Origin of the sequence: Pseudomonas syringae (genome assembly GCF_002157375.1) — a bacterium.
Lineage (GTDB): Bacteria > Pseudomonadota > Gammaproteobacteria > Pseudomonadales > Pseudomonadaceae > Aquipseudomonas > Aquipseudomonas syringae_T.
Window position 1 is genome coordinate 42948 of record NZ_MTSA01000023.1, and the last position, 24907, is coordinate 67854.

At 54.6% G+C, this 24907-nt stretch carries 27 protein-coding genes and 4 tRNA genes; all 31 read right to left on the reverse strand.

All coding sequences use genetic code 11. From position 1 onward, the window contains the following. Positions 1 to 7: 7 nt before the first annotated feature. On the reverse strand, positions 8 to 376 hold the full coding sequence (gene rplN, locus BW686_RS23455) for a 50S ribosomal protein L14 (RefSeq protein WP_002555479.1): 369 nt from the start codon (positions 374 to 376) through the stop codon (positions 8 to 10). A 23-nt stretch (positions 377 to 399) separates the two neighbouring features. Further along, positions 400 to 666 (reverse strand): 30S ribosomal protein S17, encoded by a 267-nt coding sequence (rpsQ, locus tag BW686_RS23460; RefSeq protein ID WP_002555480.1) that lies wholly within the window; start codon positions 664 to 666, stop codon positions 400 to 402. A gap of 2 nt (positions 667 to 668) precedes the next feature. Then, positions 669 to 860 carry a 50S ribosomal protein L29 gene (rpmC, locus tag BW686_RS23465; protein ID WP_002555481.1) on the reverse strand — a complete coding sequence of 64 codons (192 nt, stop codon included), beginning with the start codon at positions 858 to 860 and terminating at the stop codon, positions 669 to 671. After that, positions 860 to 1273 (reverse strand): 50S ribosomal protein L16, encoded by a 414-nt coding sequence (rplP, locus tag BW686_RS23470; protein WP_002555482.1) that lies wholly within the window; start codon positions 1271 to 1273, stop codon positions 860 to 862. The genes rpmC and rplP overlap by 1 nt, the downstream gene beginning before the upstream one ends. Before the next feature lie 12 nt (positions 1274 to 1285). Then, positions 1286 to 1972: a 30S ribosomal protein S3 gene (rpsC, locus tag BW686_RS23475; RefSeq protein ID WP_003176422.1), complete on the reverse strand. Its 687-nt coding sequence runs from the start codon at positions 1970 to 1972 to the stop codon at positions 1286 to 1288. A gap of 13 nt (positions 1973 to 1985) precedes the next feature. Then, on the reverse strand, positions 1986 to 2318 hold the full coding sequence (gene rplV, locus BW686_RS23480) for a 50S ribosomal protein L22 (RefSeq protein WP_002555485.1): 333 nt from the start codon (positions 2316 to 2318) through the stop codon (positions 1986 to 1988). A 13-nt stretch (positions 2319 to 2331) separates the two neighbouring features. Continuing rightward, positions 2332 to 2607: a 30S ribosomal protein S19 gene (gene rpsS, locus BW686_RS23485; protein ID WP_002555486.1), complete on the reverse strand. Its 276-nt coding sequence runs from the start codon at positions 2605 to 2607 to the stop codon at positions 2332 to 2334. A gap of 16 nt (positions 2608 to 2623) precedes the next feature. After that, positions 2624 to 3448 (reverse strand): 50S ribosomal protein L2, encoded by an 825-nt coding sequence (gene rplB, locus BW686_RS23490; RefSeq protein ID WP_003186055.1) that lies wholly within the window; start codon positions 3446 to 3448, stop codon positions 2624 to 2626. Between the two features lie 14 nt (positions 3449 to 3462). Continuing rightward, complete coding sequence (gene rplW / locus BW686_RS23495) at positions 3463 to 3762, reverse strand: 50S ribosomal protein L23 (protein WP_002555488.1); 300 nt, start codon at positions 3760 to 3762, stop codon at positions 3463 to 3465. After that, the gene (gene rplD / locus BW686_RS23500) at positions 3759 to 4361 is read right to left on the reverse strand and encodes a 50S ribosomal protein L4 (RefSeq protein WP_084919970.1); all 603 of its coding nucleotides are present in this window, start codon (positions 4359 to 4361) and stop codon (positions 3759 to 3761) included. The genes rplW and rplD overlap by 4 nt, the downstream gene beginning before the upstream one ends. Before the next feature lie 12 nt (positions 4362 to 4373). Further along, complete coding sequence (gene rplC, locus BW686_RS23505) at positions 4374 to 5009, reverse strand: 50S ribosomal protein L3 (protein ID WP_002555490.1); 636 nt, start codon at positions 5007 to 5009, stop codon at positions 4374 to 4376. Between the two features lie 81 nt (positions 5010 to 5090). Then, complete coding sequence (gene rpsJ / locus BW686_RS23510) at positions 5091 to 5402, reverse strand: 30S ribosomal protein S10 (protein ID WP_002555491.1); 312 nt, start codon at positions 5400 to 5402, stop codon at positions 5091 to 5093. 141 nt (positions 5403 to 5543) lie between these two features. Continuing rightward, the gene (tuf, locus tag BW686_RS23515; RefSeq protein ID WP_074817517.1) at positions 5544 to 6737 is read right to left on the reverse strand and encodes an elongation factor Tu; all 1194 of its coding nucleotides are present in this window, start codon (positions 6735 to 6737) and stop codon (positions 5544 to 5546) included. 31 nt (positions 6738 to 6768) lie between these two features. Further along, on the reverse strand, positions 6769 to 8874 hold the full coding sequence (fusA, locus tag BW686_RS23520) for an elongation factor G (RefSeq protein ID WP_084919973.1): 2106 nt from the start codon (positions 8872 to 8874) through the stop codon (positions 6769 to 6771). A 30-nt stretch (positions 8875 to 8904) separates the two neighbouring features. Continuing rightward, a complete protein-coding gene (gene rpsG, locus BW686_RS23525; RefSeq protein ID WP_004397077.1) occupies positions 8905 to 9375 on the reverse strand; it encodes a 30S ribosomal protein S7 in 471 nt (156 codons plus the stop codon). A 122-nt stretch (positions 9376 to 9497) separates the two neighbouring features. Further along, entirely contained in the window at positions 9498 to 9869 is a 372-nt protein-coding gene (gene rpsL, locus BW686_RS23530) for a 30S ribosomal protein S12 (RefSeq protein WP_002555494.1), read from the reverse strand. Positions 9870 to 10066: 197 nt separating this feature from the next. After that, complete coding sequence (gene rpoC, locus BW686_RS23535; RefSeq protein WP_084919976.1) at positions 10067 to 14266, reverse strand: DNA-directed RNA polymerase subunit beta'; 4200 nt, start codon at positions 14264 to 14266, stop codon at positions 10067 to 10069. Between the two features lie 64 nt (positions 14267 to 14330). Next, entirely contained in the window at positions 14331 to 18404 is a 4074-nt protein-coding gene (rpoB, locus tag BW686_RS23540) for a DNA-directed RNA polymerase subunit beta (protein ID WP_084919979.1), read from the reverse strand. A 221-nt stretch (positions 18405 to 18625) separates the two neighbouring features. Beyond that, complete coding sequence (rplL, locus tag BW686_RS23545) at positions 18626 to 18991, reverse strand: 50S ribosomal protein L7/L12 (RefSeq protein ID WP_084919981.1); 366 nt, start codon at positions 18989 to 18991, stop codon at positions 18626 to 18628. A 79-nt stretch (positions 18992 to 19070) separates the two neighbouring features. Next, positions 19071 to 19571 carry a 50S ribosomal protein L10 gene (gene rplJ / locus BW686_RS23550; RefSeq protein WP_004397081.1) on the reverse strand — a complete coding sequence of 167 codons (501 nt, stop codon included), beginning with the start codon at positions 19569 to 19571 and terminating at the stop codon, positions 19071 to 19073. A 202-nt stretch (positions 19572 to 19773) separates the two neighbouring features. Beyond that, positions 19774 to 20469, reverse strand: a complete 696-nt coding sequence (gene rplA, locus BW686_RS23555) for a 50S ribosomal protein L1 (protein WP_084919984.1) — start codon at positions 20467 to 20469, stop codon at positions 19774 to 19776. Further along, positions 20469 to 20900 carry a 50S ribosomal protein L11 gene (gene rplK, locus BW686_RS23560; RefSeq protein WP_002555500.1) on the reverse strand — a complete coding sequence of 144 codons (432 nt, stop codon included), beginning with the start codon at positions 20898 to 20900 and terminating at the stop codon, positions 20469 to 20471. The genes rplA and rplK overlap by 1 nt, the downstream gene beginning before the upstream one ends. Before the next feature lie 118 nt (positions 20901 to 21018). Then, the gene (gene nusG, locus BW686_RS23565) at positions 21019 to 21552 is read right to left on the reverse strand and encodes a transcription termination/antitermination protein NusG (protein ID WP_003186097.1); all 534 of its coding nucleotides are present in this window, start codon (positions 21550 to 21552) and stop codon (positions 21019 to 21021) included. 9 nt (positions 21553 to 21561) lie between these two features. Continuing rightward, positions 21562 to 21930, reverse strand: coding sequence for a preprotein translocase subunit SecE (secE, locus tag BW686_RS23570; protein ID WP_005887064.1), 369 nt, complete (start codon positions 21928 to 21930; stop codon positions 21562 to 21564). A gap of 46 nt (positions 21931 to 21976) precedes the next feature. Next, positions 21977 to 22052: transfer RNA gene (locus tag BW686_RS23575), tRNA-Trp, on the reverse strand. A gap of 166 nt (positions 22053 to 22218) precedes the next feature. Next, positions 22219 to 22294 (reverse strand) — tRNA-Thr (locus tag BW686_RS23580). 27 nt (positions 22295 to 22321) lie between these two features. Further along, positions 22322 to 22395 (reverse strand) — tRNA-Gly (locus BW686_RS23585). Between the two features lie 24 nt (positions 22396 to 22419). Continuing rightward, positions 22420 to 22504: transfer RNA gene (locus BW686_RS23590), tRNA-Tyr, on the reverse strand. 142 nt (positions 22505 to 22646) lie between these two features. Beyond that, on the reverse strand, positions 22647 to 23075 hold the full coding sequence (locus tag BW686_RS23595; RefSeq protein WP_084919987.1) for a hypothetical protein: 429 nt from the start codon (positions 23073 to 23075) through the stop codon (positions 22647 to 22649). Between the two features lie 7 nt (positions 23076 to 23082). Continuing rightward, the gene (locus BW686_RS23600) at positions 23083 to 23832 is read right to left on the reverse strand and encodes a pantothenate kinase (protein WP_084919989.1); all 750 of its coding nucleotides are present in this window, start codon (positions 23830 to 23832) and stop codon (positions 23083 to 23085) included. Further along, positions 23822 to 24781 (reverse strand): bifunctional biotin--[acetyl-CoA-carboxylase] ligase/biotin operon repressor BirA, encoded by a 960-nt coding sequence (gene birA / locus BW686_RS23605; protein WP_084919992.1) that lies wholly within the window; start codon positions 24779 to 24781, stop codon positions 23822 to 23824. The genes BW686_RS23600 and birA overlap by 11 nt, the downstream gene beginning before the upstream one ends. Positions 24782 to 24907: the final 126 nt, after the last annotated feature.

The following is a 24907-nucleotide window of genomic DNA, read 5'->3' on the forward strand; positions in this document are numbered from 1 at the left end:
GATCTCCTTAGAGCACTTCTGGGGCGAGCGAGACGATCTTCATGAACTTCTCAGTACGAAGTTCACGGGTCACTGGCCCAAAGATACGGGTACCGATCGGCTCTTGCTTGTTGTTCAACAGAACAGCAGCGTTGCCATCGAAGCGGATGATGGAGCCGTCTGCACGACGAACACCATGGCGAGTGCGGACTACGACAGCAGTCATCACTTGGCCTTTCTTCACCTTGCCGCGAGGAATTGCTTCCTTGACGGTCACTTTGATGATGTCACCGATACCAGCGTAACGACGATGGGAGCCACCCAGCACCTTGATGCACATAACACGGCGAGCGCCGCTGTTATCGGCCACATCGAGCATGGATTGAGTCTGAATCATATAATTTCTCCGACCCCTAGCCCTTAGACTTCCACAGCGCGTTCGAGGATATCAACCAACGCCCAAGACTTGGTCTTGGCTACGGGACGGGTTTCACGAATAGTGACCTTGTCGCCGATATGGCATTGATTGGTTTCGTCGTGTGCGTGCAGCTTAGTCGAACGCTTAACGTATTTACCGTAGATCGGGTGCTTTACGCGACGCTCGATCAGAACGGTGATGGTCTTGTCCATCTTGTCGCTGACAACACGGCCAGTCAGCGTACGGACAGTTTTTTCGGCTTCAGCCATGATTACTTACCTGCCTGCTGGTTGAGCACAGTTTTCACGCGAGCGATGTCACGCTTAACTTGCGAGAGCAGATGAGACTGCCCCAACTGGCCAGTTGCTTTCTGCATACGCAGATTGAACTGGTCGCGCAGCAGGCCGAGCAGTTGCTCGTTCAGCTGCTGTGCTGATTTTTCACGAAGTTCATTCGCTTTCATCACATCACCGTCCGCTTAACAAAGGAGGTGGCGAGCGGCAGCTTTGCAGCAGCCAGGGCGAAAGCCTCACGCGCCAGCTCTTCAGTAACACCCTCGATTTCATACAGGACTTTGCCTGGCTGAATCTGGGCAACCCAGTACTCCACGTTACCTTTACCTTTACCCATCCGAACTTCGAGTGGCTTTTTGGTGACAGGCTTGTCCGGGAACACACGGATCCAGATCTTGCCGCCACGTTTAACGTGACGGGTCAGAGCACGACGCGCTGACTCGATCTGACGAGCGGTGAGACGACCACGAGCTACAGACTTCAGCGCGAACTCGCCGAAGCTGACTTTGCTACCGCGCAGTGCCAGACCACGGTTGTGGCCGGTCATCTGCTTGCGGAACTTCGTACGCTTTGGTTGCAACATTTGGCGTACCCCTTACTTAGCAGCTTTTTTACGAGGCGCTGGTGCTTGTGGTTTCAGTTCTTCTTGGCGACCACCAATTACTTCGCCTTTGAAGATCCAAACCTTTACACCGATCACACCGTAAGTGGTGTGAGCTTCGTAGTTGGCATAGTCGATGTCGGCACGCAGGGTGTGCAGTGGCACACGACCTTCGCGATACCATTCAGTACGTGCGATTTCAGCACCGCCGAGACGACCGCTCACTTGGATTTTGATGCCTTTGGCACCAATGCGCATGGCGTTCTGAACAGCGCGCTTCATAGCGCGACGGAACATTACACGACGCTCCAGCTGCTGAGCTACGCTCTGCGCAACCAGCATACCGTCGAGCTCCGGCTTACGGATCTCTTCGATATTGATGTGCACAGGCACACCCATTTGCTTGGTCAGGTCCTGACGCAGTTTCTCAACATCTTCACCTTTCTTCCCGATAACGATACCTGGACGAGCGGTGTGGATGGTGATACGTGCTGTCTGAGCCGGACGATGGATATCGATACGGCTGACGGACGCGCTTTTTAATTTGTCTTGGAGGTACTCACGCACTTTCAGATCAGCGAACAAATAGTCCGCATAAGTCCGACCGTCTGCGTACCAGACGGAGGTGTGCTCCTTGACGATTCCCAGGCGAATGCCAATGGGATGTACTTTCTGACCCATCTCTTCGACTCCGTTACTTGTCAGCAACCTTGACAGTGATATGGCAAGACCGCTTGACGATGCGATCAGCACGGCCTTTAGCACGTGGCATGATGCGCTTCAGCGAACGCCCTTCGTTGACGAAAACGGTGGAGACCTTAAGGTCATCAACGTCTGCGCCTTCGTTATGCTCGGCGTTGGCTACAGCCGACTCCAGCACTTTCTTCAGGATCTCGGCGGCTTTCTTACTGCTGAAAGCCAACAGGTTGAGCGCTTCGCCCACCTTCTTCCCGCGGATCTGGTCGGCGACCAAGCGGGCTTTCTGGGCGGAGATTCGAGCGCCCGACAACTTAGCGGCTACTTCCATCGTTCCTTACCCCTTAACGCTTGGCTTTCTTGTCTGCCACGTGCCCACGATATGTGCGGGTACCGGCAAACTCGCCTAGTTTATGGCCGACCATGTCTTCGTTCACAAGAACGGGAACATGTTGACGACCGTTATGCACTGCAATGGTCAAACCGACCATTTGTGGCAGGATCATCGAACGACGCGACCAGGTTTTAACTGGTTTGCGATCGTTCTTTTCCGCCGCCACTTCGATCTTCTTCAGTAGGTGAAGATCAATAAAAGGACCTTTTTTCAGAGAACGTGGCACTGTCGTATCCCTCTATTTACTTGCGACGACGGACGATCATTTTGTCGGTACGCTTATTACCACGAGTCTTCGCGCCCTTAGTCGGGAAGCCCCACGGCGATACCGGATGACGACCACCAGAGGTACGACCTTCACCACCACCATGTGGGTGGTCAACCGGGTTCATGGCAACACCACGAACGGTTGGGCGAACGCCACGCCAGCGTTTGGCACCAGCTTTACCCAGCGAACGAAGGCTGTGCTCGGAGTTCGAGACTTCGCCAAGCGTTGCACGGCATTCAGCCAATACTTTACGCATTTCGCCGGAGCGAAGACGCAGGGTAACGTACACACCTTCACGAGCGATCAGCTGTGCCGAGGCACCAGCGGAGCGAGCGATCTGTGCGCCTTTACCTGGCTTCAGTTCGATGCCGTGTACGGTGCTACCAACTGGAATGTTGCGCAGTTGAAGAGCGTTGCCTGGCTTGATAGGTGCCAAAGCACCTGCAATCAGCTGGTCACCAGCACTCACGCCTTTAGGGGCAATGATGTAGCGGCGTTCGCCGTCTGCGTAAAGCAGCAAAGCAATGTGTGCAGTACGGTTTGGATCGTATTCGATACGCTCGACGGTGGCAGCGATGCCATCCTTGTCGTTGCGACGGAAATCGACCAGACGATAATGCTGTTTATGGCCACCACCGATATGACGGGTAGTAATACGACCATTGTTGTTACGACCACCAGACTTCGATTTTTTCTCGAGCAGCGGTGCGTGAGGAGCGCCTTTATGCAGCTCCTGGTTGACCACCTTGACCACAAAACGGCGGCCAGGGGAAGTCGGTTTGCATTTAACGATTGCCATGATGCACCCCTTCCTTACTCAGCACTGCTGCTGAAATCGAGATCTTGGCCTGGCTGAAGGGAGATAACTGCCTTCTTCCAGTCATTACGCTTGCCCAGACCGCGAGCAGTGCGCTTGCTCTTACCCAGAACATTCAGGGTAGTAACACGCTCTACTTTCACGCTGAACAGGCTTTCGACGGCCTTCTTGATTTCCAGCTTGGTTGCGTCAGTAGCAACCTTGAAAACGAACTGACCTTTTTTGTCTGCCAGAACCGTAGCCTTCTCGGAAACGTGCGGGCCAAGCAGAACTTTAAATACGCGTTCCTGGTTCATCCCAGCAGCTCCTCGAATTTCTTCACGGCCGACACAGTGATCAACACTTTGTCGTATGCGATCAGACTAACTGGATCGGAACCTTGAACATCACGTACATCGACGTGCGGCAGGTTACGAGCAGCCAGGTACAGATTTTGGTCAACAGCGTCAGACACGATCAGGACGTCAGTCAGGCCCATGCCAGTCAGCTTGTTCAGCAAATCTTTGGTTTTCGGTGCTTCAACAGCGAAGTCCTGAACCACGACCAGACGATCAGTACGAACCAGTTCAGCAAGAATGGAGCGCAGAGCTGCGCGATACATCTTCTTGTTGAGCTTCTGAGTGTGATCCTGAGGACGAGCTGCGAAAGTGGTACCGCCGCCACGCCAGATTGGGCTACGGATAGTACCGGCACGAGCACGGCCAGTACCTTTCTGACGCCACGGGCGCTTCCCGCCACCACGAACGTAGGAACGGGCCTCTTGCCGCTTGCTACCCTGACGACCGCCAGCCATGTAGGCCACGACTGCCTGGTGAACCAGCGTCTCGTTGAATTCGCCGCCAAATGTCAGTTCGGAAACTTCGATTGCCTGAGCGTCATTTACATTTAATTGCATGTCAGCTTCCCCTTAACCGCGAGCCTTGGCTGCCGGACGTACAACCAGGTTGCCGCCAGTAGCGCCAGGAACAGCACCCTTGACCAACAACAGATTGCGTTCAGCGTCCACGCGCACTACTTCGAGGGACTGCACGGTCACGCGTTCAGCGCCCATATGACCGGACATTTTTTTGCCCTTGAATACACGACCAGGAGTCTGGCACTGGCCGATAGAGCCTGGGACGCGGTGGGAGACGGAGTTACCGTGGGTATTGTCTTGACCACGGAAATTCCAACGCTTGATCGTACCCTGGAAGCCTTTACCTTTGGACTGACCGGTTACATCAACCAGTTGACCAGCAGCGAAGATTTCAGCGTTGATCTGATCGCCAGCCTGGTAGTCGCCTTCTTCAAGACGGAATTCCATGACGGTACGACCGGCGGCTACGTTCGCCTTGGCGAAGTGACCAGCCTGAGCGGCTGTAACACGCGAAGCACGACGCTCGCCTACAGTGACTTGCACTGCACGATAGCCATCGGTTTCTTCGGTTTTGAACTGAGTGACGCGATTCGGCTCGATCTCAATGACCGTGACCGGAATGGAGACACCTTCTTCGGTGAAAATACGGGTCATACCGCATTTACGACCGACTACACCAATAGTCATGTTGTAAACCTCATGAGTGTACGGGGCTTTCACCCGCTATGGCCGCCCATTTCAGAGCGTTACACGACTAAGACCCAAGTCTTAGCCGAGGCTGATCTGAACTTCCACACCGGCCGCAAGATCAAGCTTCATAAGCGCATCAACGGTTTTTTCCGTTGGCTGAACAATGTCCAGAACGCGTTTATGAGTACGGATCTCGTACTGGTCGCGCGCGTCTTTGTTGACGTGCGGAGAAACCAGAACGGTGAACCGCTCTTTACGGGTCGGCAGTGGAATCGGACCACGCACCTGTGCCCCAGTACGCTTCGCGGTTTCCACGATTTCCTGGGTTGATTGGTCGATCAGGCGATGGTCAAAAGCCTTCAACCTGATACGGATTTGCTGGTTTTGCATTGGATTCAGACTCCAGATTGCTGTTCCCACCGAGCGCAATACGCCCGTTAAAAGGAGGCGCAATTCTATAGACGTGCTAAGAGGGTGTCAACCCAATAAAAAAGCCCCCGCAGTGCGGGGGCTCTTTTTGGGAATCAACGCTTACGCGATGATTTTGGCTACGACGCCAGCGCCGACGGTACGACCGCCTTCACGGATTGCGAAACGCAGACCATCTTCCATTGCGATTGGCTTGATCAGGGTAACGGAAACTTTAACGTTATCACCTGGCATAACCATTTCTACGCCTTCCGGCAGTTCGCAGCTACCGGTTACGTCGGTAGTACGGAAGTAGAACTGTGGACGGTAGCCTTTGAAGAACGGAGTGTGACGACCGCCTTCTTCCTTGCTCAGAACGTAGATTTCAGCTTCGAACTGAGTGTGCGGCTTGACGGTGCCTGGCTTGACCAGAACCTGGCCACGCTCAACGTCGTCACGCTTGGTGCCGCGCAGCAGGACGCCACAGTTCTCGCCAGCACGACCTTCGTCGAGCAGCTTACGGAACATTTCAACACCGGTGCAGGTGGTGACGGTAGTGTCACGCAGACCAACGATTTCCAGTGGATCTTGAACCTTGACGATACCGCGCTCAACACGACCAGTCACAACAGTACCGCGACCAGAGATCGAGAATACGTCTTCGATTGGCATCAGGAACGGCTTGTCGGTCAGACGAACTGGCTCTGGGATGTAGCTGTCCAGAGTTTCAACCAGTTTACGAACGGCAGTGGTGCCCATTTCGTTGTCGTCTTTGCCTTCCAGAGCCATACGAGCAGAACCGATGATGATCGGAGTGTCGTCGCCCGGGAAATCGTAAGTGCTGAGCAGGTCGCGAACTTCCATCTCAACCAGTTCCAGCAGCTCAGCGTCGTCTACCAGGTCAGCCTTGTTCAGGAAGACCACGATGTACGGAACGCCTACCTGACGGGACAGCAGGATGTGCTCACGAGTTTGTGGCATCGGACCATCAGCAGCCGAACAAACCAGAATCGCGCCGTCCATCTGGGCAGCACCGGTGATCATGTTCTTCACGTAGTCAGCGTGACCTGGGCAGTCAACGTGAGCGTAGTGACGGATCAGCGAGTTGTATTCAACGTGCGCAGTGTTGATGGTGATACCACGAGCTTTTTCTTCTGGTGCGCTGTCGATCTTGTCGAAGTCAACACGAGCCGAACCGAAAACTTCGGAGCAGACGCGAGTCAGAGCAGCGGTCAGTGTGGTTTTACCGTGGTCAACGTGACCAATGGTGCCAACGTTGACGTGCGGAAGGGAACGATCAAATTTTTCTTTAGCCACGACAAATAACTCCTAGCCTAAAGGCGCTGAATCAGCCTTGTTTTTTGGTTACAGTTTCAACGATGTGCGTCGGCGCTGTATTGTATTTTTTGAATTCCATAGAGTAGCTTGCGCGACCCTGAGACATGGAGCGAACGTCGGTCGCATAACCGAACATCTCACCCAACGGAACCTCGGCACGAATCACTTTGCCGGAAACCGTATCTTCCATACCCAGAATCATGCCGCGACGACGGTTAAGGTCGCCCATCACGTCACCCATATAGTCTTCAGGCGTAACAACCTCTACCGCCATGATCGGCTCAAGCAACTCACCACCGCCCTTCTGGGCCAGCTGCTTGGTCGCCATGGAGGCAGCCACCTTAAACGCCATCTCGTTCGAGTCGACGTCATGGTAGGAACCATCAAACACGGTAGCCTTCAGGCCGATCAGCGGATAACCGGCAACAACGCCGTTCTTCATCTGCTCTTCGATACCCTTCTGGATAGCCGGGATGTATTCCTTAGGAACAACACCACCCACCACTTCGTTTACGAATTGCAGACCTTCCTGACCTTCGTCAGCAGGTGCAAAACGGATCCAGCAATGACCAAACTGGCCACGACCGCCGGATTGACGAACGAACTTGCCTTCGATTTCACAGTTCTTCGTGATGCGCTCACGATAGGAAACCTGAGGCTTGCCGATGTTGGCTTCGACGTTGAACTCACGGCGCATCCGGTCAACCAGGATGTCCAGGTGGAGCTCGCCCATGCCAGAGATGATCGTTTGACCAGTCTCTTCATCAGTCTTGACGCGGAAAGACGGGTCTTCCTGAGCAAGTTTGCCCAGTGCGATACCCATTTTTTCCTGGTCATCCTTGGTTTTTGGCTCAACAGCAACCGAAATAACCGGCTCCGGGAAGTCCATACGAACCAGAATGATTGGCTTGTCAGCGTTGCACAAGGTTTCACCAGTGGTGACGTCCTTCATGCCGATCAAGGCCGCGATGTCACCAGCGCGTACTTCCTTGATCTCTTCGCGAGCGTTTGCATGCATTTGCACCATACGACCCACGCGCTCTTTCTTGCCCTTGACCGAGTTGATCACACCGTCGCCGGATGCCAACACGCCCGAGTAAACACGGACGAAGGTCAGGGTACCCACGAATGGGTCAGTAGCGATCTTGAACGCCAGAGCCGAGAACGGCTCGTTGTCGTCTGCATGACGCTCCATCAAGATTTCCTCGTTATCAGGATCGGAACCCTTGATAGCAGGAATATCGATTGGAGCCGGCAGGTAGTCGATCACGGCGTCGAGAACCAAGGGAACACCCTTGTTCTTGAAGGAAGAACCGCAAACAGCAAGAACGATCTCACCAGCGATAGTACGCTGACGCAGAGCGGCCTTGATTTCCTCGTTGGTGAGCTCTTCACCCTCGAGGTACTTGTTCATCAGCTCTTCGCTGGCTTCGGCCGCAGCCTCAACCATGTTGCCGCGCCACTCGTCAGCCAGTTCCTGCAATTCAGCAGGGATAGGCTCGCGACGTGGAACCATGCCTTTGTCAGCATCATTCCAGTAAACAGCTTCCATGGACATCAGGTCGATCTGACCCTGGAAGTTGTCTTCAGCACCGATAGCCAACTGAATCGGCACCGGCGTGTGGCCCAGACGCTGTTTGATCTGAGCAATTACGCGCAGAAAGTTAGCACCTGCACGGTCCATCTTGTTCACGTAAACGATACGCGGAACACCGTATTTGTTGGCTTGACGCCATACGGTTTCGGACTGAGGTTCTACGCCGGAAGTACCACAGAACACAACGACCGCGCCGTCGAGTACACGCAGGGAACGCTCAACTTCAATGGTGAAGTCAACGTGGCCCGGGGTGTCAATGACGTTGAAGCGGTATTGGTCTTTGTGCTGCTTCTCGGAACCCTGCCAAAAGGCAGTAATAGCAGCAGAAGTAATGGTAATACCACGCTCCTGCTCCTGAACCATCCAGTCCGTGGTCGCGGCGCCATCATGCACCTCGCCCATTTTGTGGCTTTTGCCGGTGTAAAAAAGGACGCGCTCGGTGGTGGTGGTTTTACCAGCATCCACGTGAGCGACGATACCAATGTTACGGTAGCGGCCAATCGGAGTAGTACGAGCCATAAAGCCCTCGCAAAATTAGTGACGCTGAAATTAGAAGCGGTAGTGCGAGAAAGCCTTGTTGGCTTCAGCCATACGGTGCACGTCTTCACGCTTCTTAACCGCAGCACCTTTACCTTCGGCGGCGTCCATCAGTTCGCCAGCCAAACGCAGAGCCATGGATTTCTCACCGCGCTTGCGCGCGAAGTCTACCAGCCAACGCATTGCCAGAGCATTACGACGGGACGGACGAACTTCGACAGGAACCTGGTAAGTAGCACCGCCTACACGGCGCGACTTTACTTCGACCAGCGGAGCGATGGCGTCGAGAGCTTTCTCGAAGATTTCCAGGGGATCGCTGTTCTTACGTTCTTTAACCTTTTCCAGCGCGCCATAAACGATACGCTCGGCAACGGCTTTCTTGCCGCTTTCCATCACGTGGTTCATGAACTTGGCCAGAATCTGGCTGCCGTATTTTGGATCGTCAAGCACTTCGCGCTTGGCTGCTACGCGTCTTCTTGGCATGGATAAGCCCTCAAACGGTCTTCAGGTTAGCTCGGGACCACCATCCGTAGAAGGATGCGCCCGACCTTACTCTTATCGACTCAGAAAAATAGAAATCTGCAATTTCAAACAGAAGCCAAAGACTACTTAGGCTTCTTGGTACCGTATTTCGAGCGACCCTGGTTACGGCCTTTAACGCCGGAAGTATCCAGAGAACCACGAACGGTGTGATAACGAACACCTGGCAAGTCTTTTACACGACCGCCACGGATCAGTACCACGCTGTGCTCTTGCAGGTTGTGACCTTCACCACCGATGTACGAGGAAACCTCGAAACCGTTGGTCAGGCGCACACGGCAGACTTTACGCAATGCCGAGTTAGGTTTTTTCGGCGTGGTGGTATACACACGAGTGCATACACCGCGACGTTGCGGGCAGTTCTGCAGCGCAGGCACGTCGGATTTCTCGACGATACGCTTACGCGGCTGACGTACCAGCTGGTTGATAGTTGCCATCTACTAGCTCCACTGTTGTCTTGCGACGCTATTGTCTTACAAGAAAAGCAAATGACGAGGCACAAGCCCCGCCAAATTTAGGGGTACAAGAGTCTAAAGAGGATCCCGCCCCCAGTCAAGACAAAGCCCCGGCCGCTTCGTCCGGCAAACAGCACATGATGTGCCGCCCGCCGAATGAAAATGCCGAGGCTTTGGTCTTAATTACCGCTGGAGTTCAACGCTTCAGTCAGAGCGGCTTCTACTTCGCTCGCGCTGACACGGGTCGGTTTGTCCATTTCACGGCGGCGCTTGCGCTCGCTGTGGTAAGCCAGACCGGTACCGGCCGGGATCAAACGACCCACAACCACGTTTTCCTTCAGGCCGCGCAGGTAATCGCGCTTGCCTGTCACAGCCGCTTCGGTCAGTACGCGTGTGGTCTCCTGGAAGGAGGCCGCGGAGATGAACGACTCGGTGGACAGCGATGCCTTGGTGATACCCAGCAACACGCGAGTGAACTTGGAAACAAACTTGTCTTCCGTGCTCAGACGCTCGTTTTCTACCAGTACGTGAGTCAGCTCCATCTGGTCGCCCTTGATGAAACTGGAATCGCCAGACTCGGCAATCTCAACTTTACGCAGCATCTGACGCAGGATGGTCTCGATGTGCTTATCGTTGATCTTCACGCCTTGCAGACGGTATACGTCCTGAATCTCGTTGACGATGTACTTGGCCAGCGCACTGACACCCAACAAACGCAGGATATCGTGTGGATCGCTCGGACCGTCGGAGATAACTTCGCCGCGGTTCACTTGCTCGCCTTCGAAGACGTTCAGGTGACGCCACTTCGGAATCAGCTCTTCGTACGGATCGCTACCGTCGTTCGGAGTAATGACCAGACGGCGCTTGCCTTTGGTCTCTTTACCGAATGCGATGGTACCGCTGACTTCTGCAAGAATCGACGCCTCTTTCGGACGACGCGCTTCAAACAAGTCGGCAACACGCGGCAGACCACCGGTGATGTCACGAGTCTTCGACGTTTCCTGTGGAATACGAGCGATAACATCACCGATCGCGATTTGCGCACCGTCAGCAACACCAACGAGGGCGTTCGCCGGCAGGAAGTACTGAGCCGGTACGTCTGTACCTGGCAACAGCAGATCCTTGCCATCCAGACCGACCATCTTCACAGCAGGACGGATGTCCTTACCGGCAGCCGGGCGATCTTTCGCGTCAAGCACTTCGATGTTGGTCATACCGGTCAATTCGTCTGTCTGACGCTTGATCGTGATGCCTTCTTCCATGCCGACGTACGTAACAGTACCTTTCATCTCGGTGACGATTGGGTGAGTGTGCGGATCCCACTTGGCCACGATCGAGCCAGCGTCGACCTTGTCGCCTTCCTTCACCGAAATCACTGCACCGTAAGGCAGCTTGTAACGCTCACGCTCACGACCGAAGTCATCTGCGATTGCCAGTTCGCCGGAACGGGATACTGCAACCAGGTGACCATCGACACGCTCTACGTGCTTCAGGTTGTGAAGACGGACAGTACCGCCATTCTTCACCTGAACGCTGTCAGCTGCCGAAGTACGGCTTGCCGCACCACCGATGTGGAACGTACGCATTGTCAGCTGGGTACCCGGCTCACCGATCGACTGTGCAGCGATAACGCCGACAGCTTCACCGATGTTGACCTGGTGACCGCGAGCCAGATCGCGACCGTAGCACTTGGCGCAGATGCCGTAGCGGGTTTCACAGCTGATTGGCGAGCGAACGATGACTTCGTCGATGCTGTTCAGCTCGATGAACTCAACCCACTTCTCGTCTACCAGCGTGCCAGCAGGAACGATGATGTCTTCTGTACCCGGCTTGAACACATCACGGGCGATGACTCGACCCAGTACGCGCTCACCCAACGGCTCTACAACGTCACCGCCTTCAATGTGCGGAGTCATCAGCAGACCATGCTCGGTACCGCAATCGACCTCGGTAACCACCAGATCCTGAGCCACGTCTACCAGACGACGGCTCAGATAACCGGAGTTAGCGGTTTTCAATGCCGTATCCGCAAGACCCTTACGAGCACCGTGAGTAGAGATGAAGTACTGAAGTACGCTCAAACCTTCACGGAAGTTCGCAGTGATCGGTGTCTCAATGATGGAGCCGTCAGGCTTGGCCATCAGACCACGCATACCGGCCAGCTGACGAATCTGGGCAGCAGAACCACGCGCCCCGGAGTCAGCCATCATGTACATCGAGTTGAAGGATTCCTGATCAACTTCGACGCCGTGACGATCAATAACGCGCTCTTTGGACAGGTTCGACATCATCGCTTTCGAGACTTCGTCGTTCGCCTTGGACCAAAGGTCGATTACCTTGTTGTACTTCTCGCCCTGAGTGACCAGGCCCGAAGCGTACTGGCTTTCGATCTCTTTAACTTCTTCGGTGGCTGCGTCGATGATGCGAGCTTTTTCATCCGGGATAACGAAGTCGTTAACGCCGATGGATACGCCCGAAATGGTCGAGTAGGCAAAACCGGTGTACATCAACTGGTCAGCGAAGATAACGGTCTCTTTCAAACCCACCACGCGGTAGCACTGGTTGATCAGTTTGGAGATCGCCTTTTTCTTCATCGGTTGGTTGACGACGTCGTAGGACAGGCCGGCCGGAACCACCTGGAACAACAGCGCACGGCCGACAGTAGTGTCTACGATACGGGTGTTCTTGACGCTGCCACCATCACGGTCGTTGACCGTTTCGTGGATACGAACCTTGACCTTGGCGTGCAAAGCCGCTTCGCCGGCGCGGAATACGCGATCGACTTCCTGCAGATCCGCAAATACGCGACCTTCGCCCTTGGCGTTGATCGCTTCGCGAGTCATGTAGTACAAACCCAGTACAACGTCCTGCGAAGGAACGATGATTGGCTCACCGTTAGCTGGCGACAGAATGTTGTTGGTCGACATCATGAGCGCACGCGCTTCAAGCTGGGCTTCCAGCGTCAAAGGTACGTGAACGGCCATCTGGTCACCGTCGAAGTCGGCGTTGTACGCGGCGCAGACCAGCGGGTGCAGCTGGATAGCCTTACCTTCGATCAGAACCGGTTCAAACGCCTGGATGCCCAGACGGTGAAGCGTTGGCGCACGGTTCAGAAGCACCGGGTGTTCGCGAATCACTTCAGCGAGAACGTCCCATACTTCCGGCAGCTCGCGCTCGACCATTTTCTTGGCAGCTTTGATGGTCGTGGCCAGGCCACGCATTTCAAGCTTGCCGAAGATGAACGGCTTGAACAGCTCGAGAGCCATTTTCTTCGGCAGACCGCACTGGTGCAGACGCAGCGTAGGACCTACGGTAATAACCGAACGACCCGAGTAGTCAACACGCTTACCGAGCAAGTTCTGACGGAAACGACCCTGCTTACCCTTGATCATGTCAGCCAGGGATTTCAGAGGACGCTTGTTCGAACCGGTAATAGCGCGACCGCGACGACCGTTGTCGAGCAGAGCATCGACCGCTTCCTGCAGCATGCGCTTTTCGTTGCGCACGATGATATCGGGAGCGGACAGGTCCAGCAGACGCTTCAGACGGTTGTTACGGTTGATCACTCGACGATACAGATCGTTGAGGTCGGACGTCGCGAAACGACCACCGTCAAGCGGAACCAGAGGACGCAGATCTGGCGGCAGAACCGGCAGAACGGTCAGCACCATCCACTCAGGGAGGTTGCCGGAACCCTGGAAGGCTTCCATCAGCTTCAGACGCTTGGACAGCTTCTTGATCTTGGTCTCGGAATTGGTTTGCGGAATTTCTTCACGCAGACGGCCAATTTCGTGCTCCAGATCGATAGCGTGCAGCAGCTCGCGGACAGCTTCAGCACCCATACGGGCATCAAAGTCATCACCGAACTCTTCGAGGGCTTCGAAGTACTGCTCGTCATTCAGCAGTTGGCCCTTTTCAAGGGTCGTCATGCCTGGATCGATAACGACATAGCTCTCGAAGTAGAGAACGCGTTCGATATCACGCAGGGTCATGTCCATCAGCAAGCCGATACGGGACGGCAGCGATTTCAGGAACCAGATGTGCGCGACTGGCGAAGCCAGTTCGATGTGAGCCATACGCTCGCGACGAACCTTGGCCAGAGCCACTTCGACACCGCACTTTTCGCAGATAACACCGCGGTGCTTCAGGCGCTTGTACTTACCGCACAGGCACTCGTAATCTTTTACCGGGCCAAAGATCTTGGCGCAGAACAGACCATCACGCTCAGGCTTGAACGTACGGTAGTTGATCGTTTCCGGTTTTTTAACTTCACCGAACGACCAAGAGCGGATCATCTCAGGCGATGCAAGTCCGATACGGATTGCGTCGAACTCTTCGACTTGACCCTGGTTTTTCAGCAAATTCAGTAGGTCTTTCAAGGCTTTCCTCCTGGCGGAGCAGGGGAGCAGGCAATACCGCCCTGCCCCCGATTCGCGTCACGTGTTATTCGGTTTCCAGATCGATATCGATACCGAGCGAACGGATTTCTTTGATCAACACGTTGAAAGACTCGGGCATGCCCGGCTCCATACGGTGATCGCCGTCCACGATGTTTTTGTACATCTTGGTACGACCGTTCACATCGTCCGACTTCACTGTGAGCATTTCTTGCAGAGTGTACGCCGCGCCGTATGCTTCCAGCGCCCACACTTCCATCTCCCCGAAACGCTGACCACCGAACTGTGCCTTACCACCCAGCGGCTGCTGGGTAACCAGGCTGTACGAACCAGTGGAACGCGCGTGCATCTTGTCGTCCACCAAGTGGTTCAGCTTCAGCATGTACATGTAGCCAACAGTTACAGCGCGCTCAAACTTGTTGCCGGTACGACCGTCAAACAGCTGCATCTGGCCGCTTTCCGGCATATCTGCCAGCTTGAGCATTGCCTTGATTTCGCTCTCTTTGGCACCGTCGAAAACCGGGGTAGCCATCGGTACGCCGTTACGCAGGTTCTTGGCGAGGTCCAGAATTTCGCTGTCGGAGAGGTCTTCAAGCGTTTCCTGACGACCACCGATTTCGTTATAGATCTCGTTGAGGAACTTGCGCAGCTCAATCACTTTACGCTGCTCTTCGAGCATGCGGTTGATCTTCTCGCCCAGACCTTTGGCCGCGAGGCCGAGGTGAGTTTCGAGAATCTGACCAACGTTCATACGCGAAGGTACGCCCAGCGGGTTGAGGACGATGTCTACCGGAGTGCCGTTGGCATCGTGCGGCATGTCTTCAACCGGCATGATCACGGAGACCACACCCTTGTTACCGTGACGACCGGCCATCTTGTCGCCCGGCTGGATGCGACGACGGATTGCCAGGTAAACCTTGACGATTTTCAAAACGCCTGGAGCCAGGTCATCGCCTTGCTGCAGTTTGCGTTTCTTGTCTTCGAATTTGTCATCCAGAAGGCGACGACGATCAACGATGTAAGCCTGAGCTTTCTCGAGCTGCTCGTTCAGAGCGTCTTCAGCCATGCGCAGCTTGAACCACTGACCATGCTCAAGACCGTCGAGTACTTCGTTGGTGATTTCCTGACCTTTCTTCAGGCCAGCACCGCCTTCTGCTACGCGACCTACCAGTGCAGAGCGCAGACGTTCGAACGTAGCGCCTTCGACAATACGGAACTCTTCGTTCAGGTCCTTGCGGATCTCGTCGAGTTGCGACTTCTCGATGGACAGGGCACGCGCATCACGCTCGACGCCATCACGGGTGAAGACCTGAACGTCAATGACCGTACCCTTGGTGCCGGTTGGCACGCGCAGGGAGGTGTCTTTAACGTCGCTGGCCTTCTCACCGAAGATCGCGCGCAACAGTTTTTCTTCTGGAGTCAGCTGGGTCTCGCCTTTCGGAGTGACCTTGCCCACCAGGATGTCACCAGCGCCAACTTCAGCGCCTACATAAACGATACCGGCTTCGTCCAGCTTGTTCAGAGCAGCTTCACCCACGTTCGGGATGTCAGCTGTAATTTCCTCAGGCCCAAGCTTGGTGTCACGCGCCACACAGGTCAGTTCCTGAATATGGATCGTGGTGAAGCGGTCTTCCTGAACGACACGCTCGGAAAGACAGATGGAGTCTTCGAAGTTGAAACCGTTCCAGGCCATGAACGCGATGCGCATGTTTTGACCCAACGCCAGTTCACCCATATCGGTGGACGGACCATCGGCCATGATGTCGCTACGCTGAACACGATCACCCTTGCTGACCAGCGGACGCTGGTTGATGCAGGTGTTCTGGTTCGAACGGGTGTATTTGGTCAGGTTGTAGATATCTACACCCGCCTCACCTGTTTCAACTTCGTCATCGGCTACGCGAACAACGATACGACTGGCATCAACCGAATCGATCACGCCACCACGACGGGCCACGACGCAAACGCCGGAGTCGCGAGCAACGTTGCGCTCCATGCCGGTACCTACCAGCGGCTTGTCGGCACGCAGGGTGGGTACAGCCTGACGCTGCATGTTCGAACCCATCAATGCACGGTTGGCGTCATCGTGCTCGAGGAACGGGATCAGCGACGCAGCTACCGAAACTACCTGCTTGGGCGAAACGTCCATCAGGGTGACATCGGCTGGCGCCTTGACGGTGAACTCGTTCAAGTGACGCACAGCAACCAGCTCGTCGATCAGCTCTTGCTTGTCGTTCATTGCGGCCGAAGCCTGGGCAATGACGTGGTCCGCTTCTTCGATTGCCGAAAGGAAAACGATTTCTTCGGTTACCAGACCTTCCTTCACCACACGGTAAGGGCTTTCAAGGAAGCCATACTGGTTGGTGCGGGCATAAGCCGCCAAGGAGTTGATCAGACCAATGTTCGGACCTTCCGGCGTCTCGATCGGGCACACGCGACCATAGTGAGTCGGGTGAACGTCTCGAACCTCAAAGCCGGCGCGTTCGCGGGTCAGACCACCAGGGCCGAGTGCAGAGACACGACGCTTGTGAGTAATCTCCGAAAGCGGGTTGTTCTGGTCCATGAACTGGGAGAGCTGGCTGGAGCCGAAGAACTCTTTGACCGCCGCCGCAACAGGCTTGGCATTGATCAGGTCCTGAGGCATCAGACCTTCGCTTTCTGCCATGGACAGACGCTCTTTGACCGCACGCTCAACACGGACCAGACCTACACGGAACTGGTTCTCGGCCATCTCGCCTACGCAACGAACACGACGGTTACCGAGGTGGTCGATGTCATCGACGATGCCTTTGCCGTTACGGATATCAACGAGGGTCTTGAGAACCGCTACGATGTCTTCCTTGCACAGCACGCCCGAACCTTCGATTTCGGTACGACCGATACGACGGTTGAACTTCATACGACCTACAGCAGACAGGTCATAGCGCTCAGGACTGAAGAACAGGTTGTTGAACAGCGTTTCGGCAGCATCTTTGGTCGGTGGCTCGCCAGGACGCATCATGCGGTAGATCTCGACCAGCGCTTCCAGTTGGTTGCTGGTGGAGTCGATCTTCAGCGTGTCGGAGACGAACGGACCGCAGTCGATATCATTGGTGTACAGCGTCTCGATGCGAACGACCTGAGCCTTGGCGATCTTGCCCAGAATCTCGGTGTTCAGCTCGGTGTTGCACTCGGCAATGATCTCACCAGTGGCTGGATGCACGATGACCTTGGCAGTCGTACGGCCCAGGACGTAGTCCAGAGGTACTTCCAGCTCTTTGATCCCGGCTTTTTCCAGCTGGTTGATGTGACGGGCAGTGATACGGCGACCCTGCTCGACAATGACCTTGCCCTTGTCGTCCAGAATGTCCAGAACGGCAATCTCGCCACGCAGGCGCTGAGGCACCAGTTCCAGGCTCAGGTTTTCGCCGCGCACATGGAATACGTTGGTGGTGTAGAACGCATCGAGCACTTGCTCGGTGGTATAACCCAGCGCGCGCAAAAGTACAGACGCAGGCAGCTTGCGACGACGGTCGATACGGACGAATACGCAGTCTTTCGGATCGAACTCGAAGTCCAGCCACGAACCGCGGTAAGGAATGATACGAGCGGAGTAAAGCAGCTTGCCGGAGCTGTGCGTCTTGCCACGGTCGTGGTCGAAGAATACGCCAGGCGAACGGTGAAGCTGAGACACGATAACGCGCTCGGTACCATTGATTACAAAGGTACCGTTTTCAGTCATCAGGGGGATTTCACCCATGTAGACTTCTTGCTCTTTGATGTCCTTGATCGCTTTGTTCGACGATTCTTTGTCGAAAATGATCAGACGGACCTTGACTCGCAAAGGTACAGCGTAAGTCACACCGCGCAGCACGCATTCCTTGACATCAAATGCCGGTTCGCCCAAGCGATAACCTACATACTCCAGCGCAGCATTGCCGGAGTAGCTGATGATCGGGAAAACGGATTTGAAGGCTGCATGCAGACCGACGTCGCGGAACTGATCTTTGGTCGCTCCCGCCTGCAGGAATTCGCGATACGAATCCAGCTGGATGGCCAAGAGATACGGCACATCCATTACGTCCGGCAACTTGCTAAAGTCCTTGCGGATACGTTTTTTCTCAGTATATGAGTAAGCCATCAGCGTTCCCCAGCTTGGTCACCTGCTTGTTTGGCTCCCTCCCGACGGAAGCAGCCAGAAAATCTTGCAAACCCCTTGGTTTGCGCCACCGCCATCGGTGGATACCACACGTTACAAACGTTGACAGCGCCAATCGTCTATAACGGAAAAAGGCCGGTGGCAAAAGCCACCAGCCATCAGCCTTTCGCTAAACGCGTGGGCTGGACACTCAAAATCGATGCTTATTTCAGCTCGACTTTAGCGCCTGCTTCTTCCAGAGTAGCTTTGGCTTTGTCAGCTGCGTCTTTGGCAACAGCTTCCAGAACCAGTGCTGGGGCGCCATCAACGACTGCCTTGGCTTCTTTCAGGCCCAGACCGGTCAGCTCACGTACTGCCTTGATCACGTTAACTTTCTTCTCGCCAGCTTCCAGCAGCATGACGTTGAATTCAGTTTGTTCTTCAACAACAGCAGCAGCGGCAGCCGGGCCAGCAGAAGCGGCAGCAGCGGTAACGCCGAACTTCTCTTCGAATGCCTTGATCAGTTCTACAACCTGAATAACGGACATTTCAGCTACGGCGTTAAGGATATCGTCTTGAGAGATAGACATGACTCAATTTCCTGAATTGGGGGACGGCCTACGCGACCATCAAAATAAACAAAAATACGCGAAAAGATCTGACTCAGCCTTAAGCTGCAGCTGCTTCTTTTTGGTCGCGAACAGCCGCCAGAGTACGAGCCAATTTGCTGGTAGCGCCTTGAATCACGCTCATCAGCTGAGAAATTGCTTCGTTACGGGTCGGCAAGGTTGCCAGTACGTCGATCTGATTAGCTGCGAGGAACTTGCCCTCGAACGCAGCTGCCTTGATCTCGAACTTATCCTGACCTTTCGCGAATTCCTTGAACAAACGGGCAGCAGCGCCAGGATGTTCGTTGGAGAACGCAATCAAGGTCGGGCCGGTGAACACGTCGTTGAGGACACTGAATTCAGTGTCAGCAACAGCGCGCTTGAGCAGGGTGTTACGTACAACGCGTACGTAAACGCCAGCTTCACGAGCCTCTTTACGGAGTCCGGTCATAGCGCCGACTGTCACACCACGGGCATCAGCCACGACAGCGGACAGACCAGCTTTGGCAGCCTCGTTGACTTCAGCGACGATGGCCTTCTTGTCTTCGAGTTTAATTGCCACGGGTTTAACTCCTGCTTGTTACCGTTTCATCCGACCGGAGTCAGATGTCGTTTTGGTGTCTGATTCGGTAAGGAACCGGGAGCACCATCTGCGTAGGCTTGAGGTTTAAGACTTGCGTCGCCTACGGTCTTGGATAGCCCCCGCCAGGCAGGGACCCCAATCTTTCAAACGGCGCGGCAAACAACGCCGCGCCATTTTTGTCTTACGCTTCCAGCGAACCTTGGTCGATGACCAGGCCCGGACCCATGGTGGTGCTCAGGGTGATGCGCTTGACGTAAATACCTTTCGAGGAAGCAGGCTTGATACGCTTCAGATCAGCGATCAGGGCTTCAACGTTTTCCTTCAGCTTGATTGCGTCGAAACCGACCTTGCCAACGGAAGTGTGAATGATGCCGTTTTTGTCGGTGCGATAACGAACCTGACCAGCCTTGGCATTCTTGACGGCGTTAGCGACGTCAGGAGTAACAGTGCCGACCTTAGGGTTAGGCATCAGACCGCGAGGACCGAGGACCTGACCCAACTGACCGACAACACGCATTGCGTCAGGGGACGCAATAACTACGTCGTAGTTCAGATCGCCTGCTTTCATTTCAGCAGCCAGATCGTCCATACCAACGCGATCAGCACCAGCAGCCAAAGCAGCTTCAGCAGCAGGGCCCTGGGTGAAAACTGCAACGCGTACAGTTTTACCGGTGCCGTGCGGCAGTACGGTAGCGCTACGAACGACCTGGTCGGATTTACGAGGATCAACACCCAGGTTGACAGCAATATCTACAGACTCGCTGAACTTGACAGTCGACAGCTCGGTCAGCAGGGCAGCAGCGTCTACAAAGTTGTAGGATTTGCCAGCTACGATCTTTTCGGCGATTGCCTTTTGACGCTTGGTCAGCTTAGCCATTACACACCCTCCACGTTAAGGCCCATGCTACGAGCGGAACCGGCGATGGTACGCACGGCCGCTTCCATGTCAGCTGCAGTCAGATCCGCATTTTTTGCTTTAGCGATATCTTCCAGCTGAGCACGAGTCACGGTGCCAACTTTAACGGTGTTCGGGCGAGCCGAGCCGCTGGTCAAGCCTGCAGCTTTCTTCAACAGAACCGATGCAGGGGTACTTTTTGTTTCGAAAGTGAAGCTACGGTCGCTGTATACAGTGATGATCACTGGAGTCGGCAAGCCAGGCTCAATACCCTGAGTACGGGCGTTGAACGCTTTGCAGAATTCCATGATGTTCACACCGTGCTGACCCAGAGCAGGACCAACGGGCGGGCTTGGGTTAGCCTGAGCGGCTTTCACTTGCAGCTTGATGTATGCGGTTATCTTCTTGGCCATGAGGCACTCCAATTACGGGTTCAAGCGCCAACAAAGGCTCCCCGGTTACTTACGCGTATATCCCAGTGACGAAAAAACCCCACAGCCTTAAGCTGCGGGGTATGGGATTTCAGCCCAGCTAGACCTTTTCGACCTGACTGAACTCCAACTCTACCGGGGTAGAGCGTCCGAAAATGAGCACCGCCACCTGGATACGGCTCTTTTCGTAGTTAACTTCTTCAACCGTGCCGTTGAAATCCGCGAACGGCCCGTCGGTGACACGAACAACCTCACCCGGCTCGAACAGCGTTTTCGGCTTCGGCTTGTCGCTACCGTCAGCAACACGACGCAGAATTGCTTCTGCCTCTTTGTCGGTGATCGGAGCTGGCTTATCGGCAGTACCGCCAATGAAGCCCATGACACGCGGGGTGTCCTTGACCAAGTGCCAAGTACCCTCATTCATGTCCATCTGAACAAGCACATAACCAGGGAAGAACTTACGTTCGCTTTTGCGCTTCTGGCCATTACGCATTTCAACCACTTCTTCAGTGGGAACCAGAATTTCGCCGAAGCCATCTTCCATGCCTGCCAGCTTCACACGCTCGACCAACGAGCGCATGACATGCTTCTCGTAACCCGAGTAAGCATGCACTACGTACCAACGCTTAGCCACGGGACACCCTTAGCCAACTATCAAGGAAACAAGCCAGCCGAGCAGGGAATCAAGCCCCCACAACAGCAACGCCATAACCAGCACAACAGCCACAACGATCAACGTGGTTTGCGTGGTTTCTTGGCGAGTAGGCCAAACGACTTTACGGATCTCTGCGCGAGCTTCTTTCGCCAAAACGAAGAAAGCCTTACCTTTGCCAGTCTGCAAGGCTACAAATGCAGCTGCAGCAGCAATCACAAGGAGAGCGAGAACACGGTACAGGATCGGCTCAGCAGAGTAATACTGATTACCGACAACACCCACGACAACCAAAACGACTACCAGGAGCCACTTCAGCAAATCAAAGCGAGAGTCTGATGCTTCAGCCTTGGGATTCATCTACGGAGATCCTGTGAAAAGAAAGCCAGATTACATCTAGGGAATCTGGCAGGTCAGGAGGGAATCGAACCCCCAACCTACGGTTTTGGAGACCGTCGCTCTGCCAATTGAGCTACTGACCTAAAAGCAAAATCAGGCCGACCATTATGCGGACCTGACGAGAGTTTTTCAACACCTTATTCAGAACAGACCACCCCAAAAGCGGAATCTGAACAGAGCATCAAGCAGGCCTAAGACAACAAGCCCACCTAAAACAAAGGCAGATATTTTCATATCTGCCTTTAGCAATGGAGCTCTTGAGCGGATTCGAACCGCTGACCTCACCCTTACCAAGGGTGTGCTCTACCAACTGAGCTACAAGAGCAAAATCACAGTGCATAAGCTGCAAGCTTGGAGCGGGTAGCGGGAATCGAACCCGCATCATCAGCTTGGAAGGCTGAGGTTCTACCACTAAACTATACCCGCGCAATTTGCAGCTCGCGCTAAATCTGGTGGAGGGGGAAGGATTCGAACCTTCGAAGTCGTAGACGTCAGATTTACAGTCTGATCCCTTTGGCCGCTCGGGAACCCCTCCTAAGCGAGGCAGCATTCTCAACTCATGCCACCCTTCTGTCAACCTTTTTCTCAGTAAAAACCTGAGGTTACATGCGTTGACTACTGCTGCTTAGTTCGTGAGACTTTCACCTCACTGCGAAGCGGGCGCCATTCTATGTAAACTAATCGACAGTTGCAATGCCCTCACATGACATTATTTGATTTTTTAACTGAGGGAAATCCTGACTCAACTGCTTGATCACGCCAGCCTCCACGAGACGACGGCTCTCTGGAGTGATTTTCAACCAGTACACCGCTGAACTGTTTGACTGAAACGAGCGGAATTGCGACTGGATGTCCAGACTGTTGAGTCGCTGCTCAACCAGGCGAGCCTCTTCCGGCCGGGCAAAGCCACCGACATAAAGACACTTTGCGTCGACATCGTTCGCCGCACCACTCGCATCCGACTCACTGAGGAGCCGAATATCCTGCTGCGGGGGGCGATGCAAGGATAAAGGCATGACCTCCTTTGCCCTGAGAGGAGCTTCCTGCTGGTGCCATACGTAGTAAAGGCCATTGAGCATCAACAGGAGAAGAAATAACCAACGCATAACTACCTCAATGCAAAGGGCAAGCGAGAGCCAGGCCCACGAACACCAGATCAGGAGCAATCCGCGCTTCCGGCAATACATCCCTGACCAGTGAAGCATCGCCACCTGTCACGAAGATAATGAAGTCATCCCCCCAGTACCCGCGAGCAATCTCAAGCTGTGTCAACGCGAACCCCCTGAGCATCAAAGAACAGCCGCGCTCCACTGCCTCTGCAGTCGCCCGCCCCGGCACCAGATGAACAAGGGCCTTTTCAGCCTCAATGTCGTCATACCTGATGCGACGAGTGTGTGTACGCAACTGATTGCGCATCAACGGCATACCAGGGCATATGAAACCCCCGAGATGAGCCCCGCCGGCATCGACAAAATCAGAGGTCACCGCAGTCCCCAGATCAATGACCAGGCATGCGCGCCGGACGAGCTGATAAGCACCAACCAAAGCCAGCCAACGATCCAGCCCAAGACGCGCGAATTCGTCATAGCCGTTGGTCACACCCGCAAGCTCACGCGCGGGTGCAGCACAGACAGGCGTCACCGAGAAAGCATCAACAAGGACGGTGACAAGCTTTGTCGTCTCTTCTGCGCTGCGCACACTGACCAAGCGACATTCTGTGAATGAAACGCCAGGAAGCTTGCTGAGGCTTTCCAATAAGGCAGCATCCGAGTCCACCACGCCACCACTGACTACTACTGCACCTTTTTTGGCCGCTACTCGCCACTTGATGAAGCTATTGCCACAATCGAGCTCAAGAATCATCACGCAACCTCAGGCTGAGCTCGCCACCGCTAAAGCTCTTCTCAACACCACCGACGTCCAGGCGCAGTGCTCCAAGCGAGTCGATTCCCAGCACCACACCCTCCACAACCTCAATCCCCGAAAGCAGCTTTACTGCCGCCCCCTGCCAAAGATGGCCTTGCTCCCATGCGCTCTGAAACGCAGCAAAACCCTCTTTGCGGTGTATAGCCAGAAGCGTATCGAGCTGACAGCTTATGCGAGCCGCGATATCGTTTCGATCAGCAAGATGTCCCGTCTCCAGACGAACAGATGTCCACAACTGATCGACCTCGGCCGTTGCCCGCATGTTCACGTTAACCCCTATACCGATGACCACATGACACACGTCGGCCGGATCGCCGATAAGCTCAAGGAGGATGCCGGCAATCTTCCGCTTCCCGACAAGCACATCATTAGGCCATTTAAGCCCTGCCCCTTGAACCCCTATATCACGCAGTACATTCATCACAGCAAGCCCCACTAACAGGCTAAGACCTTCAAGCTGACGCATCCCGCCGTCAATCCGCAATACCAGGCTGTAGTATAGATTTTCAGCAAACGGGCTTACCCACTTGCGACCTCGCCGCCCCCGCCCAGATGTCTGCTGCTCGGCCACTACAAGCAAGGGCATTGAAGCGCCTTGCGCAATCAAACGTATGGCTTCGGCATTGGTTGAGTCGATCGTGCCGTGAACTCGCACCGACCAGCCCGTCGGGAGTCCCGCTTGGGCGATGACAGAAGGATTTAGAAGAGAAATGGGCGTCGCTAGTCGATAGCCGCGTCCGCGCACCTTGTGAACTTCAATGCCGAGATCAAGCTCAAGCTGCTGAAGCTGCTTCCACACAGCACTGCGGCTAACGCCCAGAGCTTTTCCCAGGACCTGACCGGAATGAAATGCACCATCAGCAAGAAGCGTTAACAAAGTAAGCATTTAGATTCGCCTTGCAATAAGGCACGCATCATAGCCACGCAAGGGCATGATGCATAGAAACGAAAACGTGTTTTCAAAGCGGGGATGGCGAACGCCATAAAAACAAAAACCCTCAACGCGTCAGCG

What these genes read in the sequence shown, in the direction of transcription:
- rpsJ (WP_002555491.1), bottom strand. Translation starts at nt 5,402, where the DNA reads ATGCAAAACCAGCAAATCCGTATCAGGTTGAAGGCTTTTGACCATCGC.
- rplN (WP_002555479.1), bottom strand. Translation starts at nt 376, where the DNA reads ATGATTCAGACTCAATCCATGCTCGATGTGGCCGATAACAGCGGCGCT.
- rplD (WP_084919970.1), bottom strand. Translation starts at nt 4,361, where the DNA reads ATGCAATTAAATGTAAATGACGCTCAGGCAATCGAAGTTTCCGAACTG.
- rpsG (WP_004397077.1), bottom strand. Translation starts at nt 9,375, where the DNA reads ATGCCAAGAAGACGCGTAGCAGCCAAGCGCGAAGTGCTTGACGATCCA.
- rpmC (WP_002555481.1), bottom strand. Translation starts at nt 860, where the DNA reads ATGAAAGCGAATGAACTTCGTGAAAAATCAGCACAGCAGCTGAACGAG.
- rplA (WP_084919984.1), bottom strand. Translation starts at nt 20,469, where the DNA reads ATGGCTAAGCTGACCAAGCGTCAAAAGGCAATCGCCGAAAAGATCGTA.
- rpoB (WP_084919979.1), bottom strand. Translation starts at nt 18,404, where the DNA reads ATGGCTTACTCATATACTGAGAAAAAACGTATCCGCAAGGACTTTAGC.
- rplB (WP_003186055.1), bottom strand. Translation starts at nt 3,448, where the DNA reads ATGGCAATCGTTAAATGCAAACCGACTTCCCCTGGCCGCCGTTTTGTG.
- secE (WP_005887064.1), bottom strand. Translation starts at nt 21,930, where the DNA reads ATGAATCCCAAGGCTGAAGCATCAGACTCTCGCTTTGATTTGCTGAAG.
- BW686_RS23595 (WP_084919987.1), bottom strand. Translation starts at nt 23,075, where the DNA reads ATGCGTTGGTTATTTCTTCTCCTGTTGATGCTCAATGGCCTTTACTAC.
- rplV (WP_002555485.1), bottom strand. Translation starts at nt 2,318, where the DNA reads ATGGAAGTAGCCGCTAAGTTGTCGGGCGCTCGAATCTCCGCCCAGAAA.
- rplC (WP_002555490.1), bottom strand. Translation starts at nt 5,009, where the DNA reads ATGACTATTGGTGTAGTCGGTCGTAAATGCGGTATGACCCGTATTTTC.
- rplP (WP_002555482.1), bottom strand. Translation starts at nt 1,273, where the DNA reads ATGTTGCAACCAAAGCGTACGAAGTTCCGCAAGCAGATGACCGGCCAC.
- rplW (WP_002555488.1), bottom strand. Translation starts at nt 3,762, where the DNA reads ATGAACCAGGAACGCGTATTTAAAGTTCTGCTTGGCCCGCACGTTTCC.
- rplK (WP_002555500.1), bottom strand. Translation starts at nt 20,900, where the DNA reads ATGGCCAAGAAGATAACCGCATACATCAAGCTGCAAGTGAAAGCCGCT.
- rpsC (WP_003176422.1), bottom strand. Translation starts at nt 1,972, where the DNA reads ATGGGTCAGAAAGTACATCCCATTGGCATTCGCCTGGGAATCGTCAAG.
- birA (WP_084919992.1), bottom strand. Translation starts at nt 24,781, where the DNA reads ATGCTTACTTTGTTAACGCTTCTTGCTGATGGTGCATTTCATTCCGGT.
- rplL (WP_084919981.1), bottom strand. Translation starts at nt 18,991, where the DNA reads ATGTCTATCTCTCAAGACGATATCCTTAACGCCGTAGCTGAAATGTCC.
- fusA (WP_084919973.1), bottom strand. Translation starts at nt 8,874, where the DNA reads ATGGCTCGTACTACTCCGATTGGCCGCTACCGTAACATTGGTATCGTC.
- rpsQ (WP_002555480.1), bottom strand. Translation starts at nt 666, where the DNA reads ATGGCTGAAGCCGAAAAAACTGTCCGTACGCTGACTGGCCGTGTTGTC.
- BW686_RS23600 (WP_084919989.1), bottom strand. Translation starts at nt 23,832, where the DNA reads ATGATTCTTGAGCTCGATTGTGGCAATAGCTTCATCAAGTGGCGAGTA.
- rpsL (WP_002555494.1), bottom strand. Translation starts at nt 9,869, where the DNA reads ATGGCAACTATCAACCAGCTGGTACGTCAGCCGCGTAAGCGTATCGTC.